The 12,714-nt window shown below is 40.2% G+C and carries 14 protein-coding genes; all 14 read right to left on the minus strand.

From position 1 onward, the window contains the following. Positions 1-87 precede the first annotated feature (87 nt). Positions 88-561 (minus strand): methylated-DNA--[protein]-cysteine S-methyltransferase, encoded by a 474-nt coding sequence (locus tag MWU78_RS00925; RefSeq protein WP_246994103.1) that lies wholly within the window; start codon positions 559-561, stop codon positions 88-90. After that, a complete protein-coding gene (locus tag MWU78_RS00930; RefSeq protein ID WP_246994104.1) occupies positions 561-1,682 on the minus strand; it encodes a hemolysin family protein in 1,122 nt (373 codons plus the stop codon). The genes MWU78_RS00925 and MWU78_RS00930 overlap by 1 nt, the downstream gene beginning before the upstream one ends. 48 nt (positions 1,683-1,730) lie before the next feature. Next, on the minus strand, positions 1,731-3,050 hold the full coding sequence (locus MWU78_RS00935) for a serine hydrolase (RefSeq protein ID WP_246994106.1): 1,320 nt from the start codon (positions 3,048-3,050) through the stop codon (positions 1,731-1,733). Positions 3,051-3,060: 10 nt separating this feature from the next. Then, positions 3,061-3,573, minus strand: coding sequence for a DinB family protein (locus tag MWU78_RS00940; protein WP_246994108.1), 513 nt, complete (start codon positions 3,571-3,573; stop codon positions 3,061-3,063). Between the two features lie 75 nt (positions 3,574-3,648). Further along, entirely contained in the window at positions 3,649-4,623 is a 975-nt protein-coding gene (gene hemB / locus MWU78_RS00945) for a porphobilinogen synthase (protein ID WP_246994109.1), read from the minus strand. A gap of 75 nt (positions 4,624-4,698) precedes the next feature. Beyond that, a complete protein-coding gene (locus MWU78_RS00950; RefSeq protein WP_246994111.1) occupies positions 4,699-5,085 on the minus strand; it encodes a YchJ family metal-binding protein in 387 nt (128 codons plus the stop codon). 47 nt (positions 5,086-5,132) lie between these two features. Further along, complete coding sequence (locus MWU78_RS00955; RefSeq protein WP_246994113.1) at positions 5,133-5,309, minus strand: hypothetical protein; 177 nt, start codon at positions 5,307-5,309, stop codon at positions 5,133-5,135. A 20-nt stretch (positions 5,310-5,329) separates the two neighbouring features. Then, positions 5,330-6,232 (minus strand): oxygen-dependent coproporphyrinogen oxidase, encoded by a 903-nt coding sequence (gene hemF, locus MWU78_RS00960; protein WP_246994115.1) that lies wholly within the window; start codon positions 6,230-6,232, stop codon positions 5,330-5,332. A gap of 216 nt (positions 6,233-6,448) precedes the next feature. Further along, positions 6,449-7,018, minus strand: a complete 570-nt coding sequence (locus tag MWU78_RS00965; protein WP_246994117.1) for a transposase — start codon at positions 7,016-7,018, stop codon at positions 6,449-6,451. 717 nt (positions 7,019-7,735) lie between these two features. Continuing rightward, the gene (locus MWU78_RS00970; RefSeq protein WP_246994119.1) at positions 7,736-8,485 is read right to left on the minus strand and encodes an EI24 domain-containing protein; all 750 of its coding nucleotides are present in this window, start codon (positions 8,483-8,485) and stop codon (positions 7,736-7,738) included. Positions 8,486-8,669: 184 nt separating this feature from the next. After that, a complete protein-coding gene (gene hemE, locus MWU78_RS00975; RefSeq protein ID WP_246994121.1) occupies positions 8,670-9,701 on the minus strand; it encodes a uroporphyrinogen decarboxylase in 1,032 nt (343 codons plus the stop codon). 86 nt (positions 9,702-9,787) lie between these two features. Then, entirely contained in the window at positions 9,788-10,465 is a 678-nt protein-coding gene (locus MWU78_RS00980) for a uroporphyrinogen-III synthase (RefSeq protein ID WP_246994123.1), read from the minus strand. A 31-nt stretch (positions 10,466-10,496) separates the two neighbouring features. Next, positions 10,497-11,408 carry a hydroxymethylbilane synthase gene (gene hemC, locus MWU78_RS00985; protein ID WP_246994125.1) on the minus strand — a complete coding sequence of 304 codons (912 nt, stop codon included), beginning with the start codon at positions 11,406-11,408 and terminating at the stop codon, positions 10,497-10,499. After that, the gene (gene hemA, locus MWU78_RS00990; protein ID WP_246994128.1) at positions 11,405-12,661 is read right to left on the minus strand and encodes a glutamyl-tRNA reductase; all 1,257 of its coding nucleotides are present in this window, start codon (positions 12,659-12,661) and stop codon (positions 11,405-11,407) included. The genes hemC and hemA overlap by 4 nt, the downstream gene beginning before the upstream one ends. Positions 12,662-12,714: the final 53 nt, after the last annotated feature.

Consider the following 12,714-nt stretch of genomic DNA (forward strand, 5'->3'; position numbering starts at 1 on the left):
AAGAATACAGATATGTCGATGTAAGTCAGCAAAGCCCTAGAAATAGGCCTCTAGCGGATGATGTACCGACCGAAGGGTCTGTGAAAATTAAAAGAGGGTCTGTTGTTTTACGGGACTTTCGTGTTCCAAAAGCCATTTTTTACGATGTATTCCGCCTGCATATCCCGTTAGGGAACCATCGCTTCCAATTACTCTATGGCAGGGCACAACAATCCATAATGGATTGCGACCATTTGCGGCAGCAACGGCCCTAATGGCCTTTACATCGCCCAAGGTTTTGGACAACTCAAGGTAGGAAACAGTTTTTCCATAGGGTATTTGTTGTAGCGCTTGCCAAACCTTAATTTGAAAATCTGTTCCTTCAGGGTTAAGGGTTAAACTAAATTCGGTTCGGGAGCCTTCAAAATATTCCTCTAATTGATACACTGCATCTTCGAGCACTTCAGGAATGATATCCGATACTTTTTCTTCACTATCAAAAACGGTGATAGAGATCAAACCATTTTCATCACCTTCAATTTTTGTAATTCCCAAAGGAGTGTTTACAATTGCGGTTTCCATTACTTCTTTTTCCCTTTTTCTTGAATAATTCCCAATCTTTTAGCACGTTCATTCCAATTTGTACGTGCCAAGTGCTGTAGATCTTCCACACTATCGCTTTCGTCCATAATTTCAAGGCCCAATAAGGTCTCCAAAATGTCCTCCATGGTCACTACCCCGCTAATGGAACCATATTCATCAACAACAAGGGCAATATGCTCACTTTTGGATATAAAGGTCTCCAAAAGCTCCGGAATGGGAGTTTGTCTATTGCTTACCAGAATCTCTCTCTTAATTGATGATAAGGGGGCATTACCATTTTTCTTGATTATATGCTCCAGTATCATATACTTTAATACATATCCCGTAATGTTATCCATTTTCTTACTATATACGGGGATTCTTGAAAAAGGCATGTTTTGATTGGCATCGTAAAAATCTTTAATCGTGGTCAATTCATCCGCAATTTTTACCACAGCTCTGGGTGTCATAACGTCCTTTACCTTAATCTCGTCAAAATTTAAAAGATTGCGTATAATTGTGGATTCGGACTCCTGAAAAACACCTTCCTCATGGGCAATATCGGTCATGGCGCTAAAATCTTCCCGACTAAATACGCTGCCATGCGCGCCTTTTTTCCCGACCAATCTTGTAAAAAGCTGCAATAGCCAGAGAATTCCGGTCCAACGAAGTGCCCACACCATTATTTTTAGGGAAGTTGTAGCGGCGTGCGCCAATTGCTTCCAATAGGTAGCGCCTATGGTCTTGGGGATTATTTCCGAGGCGACCAAGATTAAAATGGTCATGATGGTAGAAACCAATCCCACCATGGCGGCTTCTGTAAATTCTATACCTAAAATGGATTTTACGGTTTTTCCATATAATTCAGCATAAGTAACCTTTGCCTGCACTCCCACTAAAATTGCCCCAACAGTGTGCGCTATAGTGTTTAAGGTGAGAATGGCAATAAGGGGCTTGTCCACATCTTTTTTCAAGGTTTCCAATTCCAGGGCGAAGGTTTTACCTTCTTTTTTCATCAGATTGATAAAGGTTTGTGGAACACTCAGTAATACCGCTTCCAGAATAGAGCATAGAAAGGATACGAGGATGGATATAACTGCATAAAATATAAGTAACCCCATAAAAAAGTATAAAATACTAATGTACTAATAAAATAAGAAATTCTTAACTCAATCGATTATGGCATCGTAAAATACTTGTTGTATCGCCGAGCGGATATTGTATTTGTATATATTACTATGGGTCCTACTAGGATATACGCGGTTGGATAGAAATATGTAAACCAATTGGGTTTGTGGATCCGCCCATACAAAGGTTCCCGTAAATCCACTATGTCCAAAACTGTCCGGACTGGCACTTGGGGCGGGATAGGAATCGGCCAGAGTAAGCTCATGGTTATTTAGATCAGGCTTATCAAATATTAAACCCCTTCTGTTTTCGTTTTCGGGATATTGAACTTTGGTAAATTCCTTCACAGTGGATTCGGATAGATACCGCTTACCACCATAACTACCATAATTCATGTACATCTGCATCATTTTCGCCAAGTCCGTTGCCGATGCGAATAGCCCGGCGTTTCCAGATACCCCGCCCAATAAGGCTGCGTTTTCGTCATGGACCCAATCTTTTGTCAGTTCATGTCTAAATAGGGTATCAATTTCCGTAGGCACTAAATTGTTAGGGTAGTTTTTGGTTTTGGGATTGAATCCCAAAGTAGTTGCACCTATAGGAGCATAAAAATTTTGGGTTAAATAGGTTTCGTAATCCGTATTGGTCAATCTTGAAATGATTTCGGGGTAAAGTAAAAAAGTAAGTCCGGAATATTTGTACTTTTTTACGTCCGATACTTTTGAACGGTTGATATGACGATAAATCTTGTTCCTAAACCTATCCTTGATATAGATGTTTTGGTATGCCCTTGTACTAAATCGGCGACTGGGTTGGTCCCTTACAAAGCGCCTTTTTATGGCCCCATTTTTTTTCATCACCTCTTGAAGGAAAATTATATAGGGAACCAATCCAGCCTGATGTGCAAAGACTTCCCTTATCGTAATCGATTTTTTATCTTTTCTTTTTTCCCATTCAGGCCATATGGAGCTGAAGGGTGCGTCCAAATTCAATTTCCCCTCATCGTGCAATTTCATTAAGGCCGGAAGTGGCCCCATTATTTTAGTGACCGATGCCAAATCGTATATATCCGTTAAACCTACCGCTTGAACGCTGTCATAGGTATGAAATCCATAGGCTTTATGAAAAATGATATTGTTATTCTTGGCCACCAAGACTTGTGCTCCCGGGAAGGCTTCTTCCGCAATGGCAAAGGCCATTATGGAGTCTACCTTGGAGTGGATGTATAAAGAATCTATTCCTACTGTGGAGGGATTGGCATAGTCAAGTAATTCTGAACTTCCTTCTTGGGAAGCTAGGAGGTGCACATTAAAAAATATACTTATCAGTATAATAATTATAGCAGAAGTATTTTTTTTCATAGAAGATGAATTACCAACCCACATATTTTGGGGGTTCAATATTATTGAGATTTAAATACACTACTAATTGGCCCCTGTGATGGGTCAAGTGATCCTGCAACAAATTTAATATCTGCAATTTAGTTTTTTTCCCGGCAAAGAATTTAACTTTTTCAGAAAGTGCAGTTGAAGGGGTGTTTTTTAGAATTGTGCTGACCCGATCAAATCCGTCAATTAGGGATAGGATGGTTTCCTCTTTTGTTAATTTGGAATTGCTATCGGTGGTATTGTTAGGTTGTTGACCACCGAAATAAGTGCTGCTTAACCATTCCATATTACTTTTTATATGTAGTAATTGATCTTGAAATCCCATCTGCCTTTCTGTAGGCTTAAAATTATATTTCTCGGCTGGCATAGCCTCTGCCATGGCCACTAAATATGTTTTGGAGTTCTCCCATTTTTCCAAAAAGGTTGGAATAGTAATGTCTTGTGACTGTACAGAAATCATAAAAAGACCAATAAGTATAAAAAGTAAGTTTTTCATATGGCTGGATGATGGGTTAAGGTTTCATAATATTCTCTTGGAAAATTATGATTGGGCAATGACCTGAACGGCACATTATCCCAATACACGAACTACATCCTTGGCAAAGTAACTGGCGATAATATTGGCACCCGCTCTTTTTATGGCGGTTAGTTGTTCCATCATTACGGCATCATGATCTAGCCAGCCTTTTTCAGCAGCGGCCTTTACCATGGCATATTCCCCTGAAACCTGATATACGGCAACGGGAACGTCCACCTCATTTTTAATCTCCCTGACTATATCCAAATAACAAAGACCTGGTTTTACCATTACAATATCCGCACCTTCATCGATATCCATCTCCGTTTCCTTAATGGCCTCAAACCTATTGGCATAATCCATTTGATAGGTTTTTTTATCGCCAAAACCTGGGGCGGAATCCAAGGCATCCCTAAAGGGGCCATAAAATGCACTTGCATATTTGGCACTATAGCTCATAATTCCAGTGTCTATGAACCCTTCATCTTCCAAGGCTTCCCGAATACTCAATATCCTGCCGTCCATCATATCGCTGGGCGCAACGAAATCGGCCCCTGCTTGGGCATGGCTTACGCTCATATTTGCCAAAACCTCTACGGTATCATCATTAATGATCTTTCCGTCCTCCACTATGCCATCATGTCCATATGAGGAGTAGGGGTCTAATGCCACATCGGTCATTACCAACATTTCCGGACAGGCATTTTTAACCGTTTTAATTGCCCTTTGCATTAAACCCTTAGGATTTATTGCTTCTTTGCCTTTATTGTCCTTTAAATGGTCTGGCACCTTAACAAAAAGAAGTACCGATTTTAGTCCCATAGCCCATAGTTCTTTGACTTCTTTTTCCAATAAGTCCAGGCTAAATCTATAGTAATTGGGCATAGATGCAATTTCTTCCTTGACTCCATTTCCTTCTACAACAAAAAGTGGTACTAAAAAATCATTAGGAGAGATAATGGTTTCCCTGACCAGTGACCTTATGGCTTCATTGGTACGGAGTCTTCTATTTCTTTTAAGTGGATACATTACTAGTTTATTTAAAAATTCAAAGATAATGGAACAAGTCCTAAATTGTATAATTGGATCAAGTTAATCCTTTTATTATTCCGCCAAGCCCAAATACATCCAGAGTCCGTTTTCCTTTACAAAGCCCGACTTTTCATGAATAACCTCGACCTTGCCGTTTTCAAAAAAGTAAGCATTAAAAGTAACGGTACCTTTTTGATCAATTATTCCTCCTTTTTCCGTATTCAAAATCTCCAGTCGGATCCAGCTTACGGATTTAGCCCAAGATTCTATGGACTTCTTTTCTTTAAGTGGCCTTGTATTAGAGTGGTGACTATCCATTAAATAGTTGCCATTGCCCAAAACGAAGGCCGAATAGCGGGAACGCATCAATTGTTCTGCTGTGGTAACCTTGGATAGGTCTTTATGTGCCCTTTCACAGCATTGGACGTAGAAATTATTGGATCCACAGGGACAATTCATGATTTTAATTATTATGGTTTTTCCATTAGTGATTGTGGTTCTATTGTCTAATCCGAATAATTCGTATCCTCTTTATTGCCCTTTTCCCGATGCTGTGCTATAATAGTTTTAAGTCGTTCCTTACGGGTTTCCTTTTCTTTTTTAAGCTTGTTTTTCTTTCTATTGAGGAGTTTGGTGTGTTTTGCCTTGTTGGCGGTATTTTTTTCTTTGCCTTTTTTACTCATAATCCTAAGTTTTTGGTTTGTTATACCCATTCCTTGGGTTTGGCAAGAATTTTCAATAAACGTTCTTCCTCACTTCCCTTTTCTGGGTGATGGTCATAGACCCATTGTACATGGGGAGGTAGGCTCATTAATATGCTTTCTATTCTGCCATTGGTCTTTAAACCAAAGAGTGTACCCTTGTCATGAACCAAGTTAAATTCTACATAACGTCCTCTTCTAATTTCTTGCCAATCCCGCTGTTCTTTCGAATAGGGTAGGTCTTTTCGTTTTTCAACAATTGGGACATAGGCCTTTAAAAAACTATTGCCTACTTCGGTTTCAAAATTGTACCAATCTTCCATGGACATCTCTGTGCTGGCTTTACAGTAATCGTAAAATAGGCCGCCAACACCCCGAGCTTCGTTCCTATGGGTATTCCAAAAATAATCGTCGCACTTTGCCTTGTACCTACTGTAGAATTCCGGATTGTGTTTGTCACAGGCGTTTTTGCATATTGTATGAAAGTGCTTGGCATCCTCATCAAAAAGATAGTAAGGGGTTAGGTCTTGTCCCCCACCAAACCATTGATCAACCAATTTACCTTCCTTGTTATACATCTCGAAATAGCGCCAATTGGCATGTACCGTGGGAACCATGGGATTCTTTGGGTGGATAACTAGGCTGAGACCACAGGCAAAAAAATCGGCGTCCTTAACGCCAAAATAATTTTGCATGCTTTGAGGCAAGGCTCCGTGTACTGCAGAAATGTTAACACCGCCCTTTTCAAAAACAGCCCCATTTTCTATAACCCTTGATCGGCCACCGCCACCTTCAGGTCGGTCCCAAATGTCTTCCCTGAACTTGGCTTCACCGTCTACTGCTTCCAATTTGGCAGTAATCCTATCCTGTAGTTGTTGAATGTATGCGTAAAATTTATCTTTCATGTTTCTTTTTCTTTTCACTTTTTAGACATAGACCTGCAAGGTTTTAAAAACCTTGCAGGTCTTGTGCGTCCTGTTGGTTACCAATCCTGCAAGGTCTTCCCCACCTTGTAGGTTTTGTTCCGTTGCCATTAATAAATCATATTTTCGGTTTGCAACCCTCAGACCTACAAGGTTTTTAAAACCTTGCAGGTCTTGCCAGTCGTTCAACTTTGCAGGTCAAGAATCCCAGTTCAAATTGTCATGACCTAAACTTCTTTTTTGCTCATGCAAATATTCAAAATTCCCTTGATTCTCAAAAAGATTTATTACCTCTTCCTTTGCTATTGGCACTGAATCGGTGCTGTTCTCAATGGAAATAGTGGTCTGATAAGATGAATATTTGTATGTTTTAAACTCTCTGGTGATACCATGACTTTCCGGGTTTGTATTGATATAGATTATCAGGTTTCTCAAATAATTGGTATCGCCAATTTTAATCCTTCTAAAATGTTTTTCAAAAAGACTGCCCGTTCTGTGGTGCATTTTATTGAATGCTTTAGCATAGGCGTTGAAAAGATTTGAAATTGATTGGGTAACTATTTTTTCTTCTTCAATGACCTGGATTGCAATATGATAATGGTTGTCCATTAAACAATATGCGAGAATAGAAACTTTGTTGGACAAATACTTATTAATCAACTTTAGAAAGTAGTTTTTGTTTTCGTTGGATTTAAATATTAGGTCACCGTTTATTCCCCGGTTGTAAATATGATAGTAATGGTCTTTTTGGAGTTTTTCGAGTTTCATTTTTTTTCTTGTTTTAGACCTACTAGGTTTTGGAAACCTTGCAGGTCCTCTCAATCACTTAACCTTGCAGGTCTTGTGCTGCGTCCTGTTGGTTACCTATCCTGCAAGGTCTTCCCGACCTTGTAGGTATTGTTCCTTTGCTATCGGCCATTCCCTATGTATGCTTCATGTTTTTAGACCTACTAGGTTTTGGAAACCTTGCAGGTCCTCTCAATCACTTAACCTTGCAGGTCTTGTGCTGCGCCCTGTTGGTTAACTATCCTGCAAGGTCTTCACGACCTTGTAGGTATTGTTCTTTTGCTATCGGCCATTCCCTATGTATGCTTCATGTTTTAGACCTACAAGGTTTTGGAAACCTTGCAGGTCCTCTCAATCACTTAACCTTGCAGGTCTTGTGCTGCGTCCTGTTGGTTACCAATCCTGCAAGGTCTTCCCGACCTTGTAGGTATTGTTTCATTGCTATCGGCCATTCCCTATGTATGTTTCATGTTTTTAGACCTACAAGGTTTTGGGAACCTTGCAGGTCCTCTCAATCACTTAACCTTGCAGGTCTTGTGCTGCGTCCTGTTGATTGCCTATCCTGCAAGGTCTTCCCGACCTTGTAGGTATTGTTCTTTTGCTATCGGCCATTCCCTAGGTATGCTTCATGTTTTTAGACCTACAAGGTTTTGGAAACCTTGCAGGTCTTGCCAGTTGCTCAACCTTGCAGGTCTCGGGTCATCCAATTTCTTTTTCCGCTTCCAAAAGTTCTACCGTCCTTATGGTTGCAGCGGTAACCGATAGCGGTAGCACTAGGATTACACCAATTACCGGAATAAAAAGAAAGAACATAAAGACAATTCCGTTGCCTAAAGCAATGCCCTTGTTCTTGCGAACAAAATTGAGACTTTCGGCGTATTTAAAATGACGCTCCAAAGTATAATCCATATTGCCAAACCCAGCATAATAGGCCTGTATTAAAAATATAAGCATAGTTGAAACAATTCCGATAACCGGGATTAGACCGATTAATAGAATAGGGATGGTCAACAAAATTTCCATAATCAAGTTTCTTAGGTTGATACGGATTCCACGCCATAGTTGTTCCCCGAAAGTAGTATCTCTATGTTTTTCTGCCGTGTTTCCTACTAGGTGGGTTTCTATTTTTTCTGAAACTGGGCTCATAAAAGGCGCGGAGAGTGCCATGACAATATGTTTGTACAAGATAAAACCAAACACTAAAATTAGAAAACCGCCAAAGATTTCACTGATCAGGTTTGCCGTTTGCTTTCCCCAGTCCCAAGTCCACCATTGTGAAAGAAATCCGCCAATATTGTCGGATAGCCCATAAGCAGAGGTGAAAATTATTATCGCTATTACTACACTGATCAATATGGGAATGAAAAAATATCGCCAAAGCCCCAATTGGGAAATGATTTTAAAGGTGCCAAAATAGGCTTTAATACCGCTCAGTATATGTTTGGTCATACTATAGGTTTTGCGTAAGCGATTGTAGTGACATCCTTTTATTTTTATTTATAGGAATGCTGCTAGGGGCGCAATTTTAGTGTTTTGATCCGTGCCCCGAAATAATGCTTTCTTAAAAATAAAAGATATAACGGAAAGCGTGACCCTTTTTTTCTACCTTTTAGAAAAAAAGGGATACGCCCTTCTAATTTTGTCTGTACTCCTTTACCGCATCTATAAAGGCCTTGGCGTTGTCCAATGGAACATTGGGCAAAATACCATGACCTAGATTTACAACATATTTATCCTTGCCGAATTCATTGATCATTTGAGTTACCATTTTTTTGATTACTGCTGGAGGAGAAAGCAATCTTGCCGGGTCAAAATTGCCCTGTAGGGTTATATTACCTCCTGAAAGGTAACGTGCATTGCGTGCGGAACAAGTCCAGTCAACTCCAAGGGCAGCGGCTCCTGATTTGGCCATATCGCCCAAGGCGAACCAACATCCTTTGCCAAAAACTATTACGGGAGCCTCGTCCTTAAGGGCATCTATAATCTGTTGTATATATTGGAATGAAAATTCCTGGTAATCCACTGGTGACAACATTCCTCCCCAAGAATCGAATACCTGTACGGCATCCACGCCGGCATTAACCTTTGCTTTTAGGTAGGCAATGGTTGTGTCGGTGATTTTTTGCAGTAGCTGATGCGCCGCAACTGGATTGGTAAAACAGAATTCCTTGGCCTTGTCAAAGGTTTTACTACCCTGGCCTTGTACAACATAGCATAAAATGGTCCAAGGTGAGCCGGCAAATCCGATCAAAGGGATATCATTGTTCAAGAGTTCCTTTGTCGCTTTTATGGCCTGCATTACATAATCCAATTCCACGTTGACATCAGGGACAATAACTTGGTCCACGCCTTTCTGGTCCGTTACCGGATTTGGCAAATAAGGGCCAAAATTAGGTTTCATCTGTACCTCTATGTTCATCGCTTGGGGGATCACCAAAATATCGCTGAACAAAATAGCGGCATCCATGCCGTAGCGGCGTATGGGCTGAACCGTAATTTCACTGGCCAATTCCGGAGTGCGACAACGGGTAAAGAAGTCGTACTTATCGCGAATGGCCATAAATTCCGGAAGATATCTTCCTGCCTGGCGCATCATCCAAACTGGTGGGCGCTCTACGGTTTCTCCTTTTAATGCTCTTAAGAATAAATCGTTTTTAATGCTCATAATATTTTGGTGTTCTTCTTGCCTACCCATTTTTATACTGTCCCTTGATTGTATGCCAATATGGGAAAATTGTTGCGTATGGCGGTTTAATTGTTTTTTATTTTTAAAGTCTCTATAGCCCTTTCCAAGACACTTTCTATCGTTGGTTTTTCGGCAATTATAATATTTTTGGTGTGTTTTTCTGCTTCCAAGGCGGTGGTAGTACCAATGCAAAAAGCAACACTATTCTTTAAATTATTCCTAGCTACAAAGCTTTCAACGCCGCTGGGACTAAAAAACAGAATACCATCAAAAACGGTGTCAAAGGTAAGATGGTTTGGGGTATTTTGATATACGGTCTGCTCCTTAAATACAACCTTGTGATTTGTTAGATAGGAGGGAATTTCATTCCGACGTTTATCACCACACAAAAATAAAAATGTTTCCTTTGGGTGCTTATTTATCAAAATTTCGGCCAATTCTGCTCCATAATTAGTCATTTCCAAGACATTAATTCCATTTTTCTCTAAAACCGACTTTGTTTTTTCACCCACACAAAAAGCAGAATAGGAATTTTTTTTAACGTTTTGGGGACCTATTATTTTTAGAAAAGCCTTTACGGTATTTTGGCTGGTAAATATGATATTTTTGAAAACAGGGTCTATTTTGGGTTTTAAGTATTCAATATTGATGGCATCATAGTCTTCTACTTTAATATTGGCATTGGTCAGAATTGCTTTTTGATGGGATGTTAAGATTTTTGTAGAAAGAACGGTCATGTTCATGTTACTATGGTTTGTAATTCCCAAGCTGGGGTCATGCCAATTCCTTTTTTATCTCCACCATCAATTCCTTGCCACCATTGTCCAATATTTCTTGGGCACACAACTTGCCAAAGTTGATATATTCATTGGCGGGAATAGACTTTTTAACCATTAATTTCTGTTTGCCATCCAGGGAAAGCAGTACACCTTCAAAAAGGAGGTTGTCTTGTTCTATTTTTGCCAAGGCCCCTATTGGGGCTGTGCAGCCCCCTTCCAAAATTTGCAGGAACTCCCTTTCTACAAGGGTGCAAATATCTGTGGTGAAATCGTTTAGTTTGCGAACGGCCTCTGTTGAAAAGGTGTCATTTTCCATGCTAACTACAACCATGGCCCCTTGTGCCGGTGCGGGCACCATCCAATCCAAGTCTATGTGGTTAGGTGGCAGTACCTCAATACGTTCCAAACCTGCCTTGGCAAAGATGGCTCCGTTCCAAGGATTGTCCTGAAGTTTTTGAAGACGGGTGTTTACGTTCCCCCGTATATCCACAACCTTATGAGATGGGTATTTATTCAACCATTGTGCCTGTCTTCGTAAGCTTCCGGTGGCAATGGTACCGTTGGATTTTAAAAAATCCAAATCTTTGTATACTAATATATCATTGGTATTTGCCCTTGGGAGTACCGCACTCTGTACAATTCCCTTGGGAAGACGGGTAGGTACGTCTTTCATGGAATGCACGGCGATATCAACGGTGCCGTTGATCATTGCAATGTCCAATGTTTTGGTAAATATTCCGGTTATGCCAAGTTCGTACAATGGCTTATCCAAAAGTAGGTCTCCGGTAGATTTTACTGAAATTATTTCGGTATTAAAGCCTAAAGCCTCTAATTGGTCCTGAACGGTGTGGGCTTGCCAGAGTGCCAACTGACTATCACGGGTACCAATTCGTATTGTTTTACTCATCTAGGCTCCAATTCTAGTTGAAAAACTCGTTGTATAAGCTCTAAACTGGTATCGGAATCTATTTCGGTGTCTTTAAGATGATTGGCAAATTGTTTGGTGATTTTCTGAATGATGCGTTCCGAGATAATATCGGCTTGAACAGAATTGAAATCGCTTATCTTTTTGCTTTGGAAGTCCAATTCCTCATCCTTCATAGTCTTTAATTTTTTCTTTAAAGCCTTGATGACCGGGGCAAATTTCCTGGTTTCCAACCATTTAATAAATTCTTCCTTTACTTCCTCAATAATCACTTCTGCCCGGGGTACGGATTCTTTTCTTTTTTCCAACGTATCATCGGTCATTTGGGAAAGGTGATCTAGATGAATTACAGTTACATTATCCAAATCCGATACATCGTCCGATACATTTTTGGGAATGGACAGGTCCAAGATCAACAAAGGTTTCTTAGTGTAGATCAATTCCTTTGAAATGGTGGGCGATTGGGCACCCGTGGCCACAATAAGGACGTCCGTATTGCGAATTTCTGTCTGCAGGTCCCCGTAGTTCTTAACTATTAAATTAAATTTACCAGCTATTCGCTCCGCCTTATCCTTGGTACGGTTTATTAAGGTGATATGCGAATTTTTAGTATGCTTAATCAGGTTCTCACAGGTATTTCTGCCAATTTTCCCGGTACCGAACAACAGAATATTTTTTTCTGAAATATCGGGGATTGTATTTATGATGTATTGTACCGAGGCAAAAGCAACTGATGTAGCACCAGAAGAAATATCGGTTTCGTTTTTTATTCTTTTACTGGCTTGGATTACGGAATTGCACAAACGCTCCAAGAAAGGGTTGGCAATGTTTTGTTTTTTGGATCGATTGAAACTTTGTCTTAATTGACTAATAATTTCGAAATCGCCCAAAATTTGGCTGTCCAAACCTGTGCCCATCCTAAAAAGATGGTTTATTGCGTCGTTATTCTTATACACATAGGCCACCTCTTGGAATTCCTCCACGGTGCCCTGCGTATTATCGCATAATAATTTTATAAGTTCAAAGGGATGTTTGGCAAACCCATGCAATTCGGTACGGTTACAGGTAGAAGTCACCAATAGTCCGTCTACCCCAATCAGTTTAGCCTGTTCCAATAGTCGGTCTATGGCATTTTCATCCATGCTAAATTTACCACGCACTTCGGCATCGGCCTTTTTGTAGTTAAGGCCTATGGTATATAACGAACTATGTTTGGAAATGTGATAATCTTTCATATGTACTCTTGAGAGCGCCACAAATTTAGGGGCATCAGCCAAATAAAAATAAC

This window comes from Arenibacter sp. F26102, from assembly GCF_023015865.1.
Lineage (GTDB): Bacteria > Bacteroidota > Bacteroidia > Flavobacteriales > Flavobacteriaceae > Arenibacter.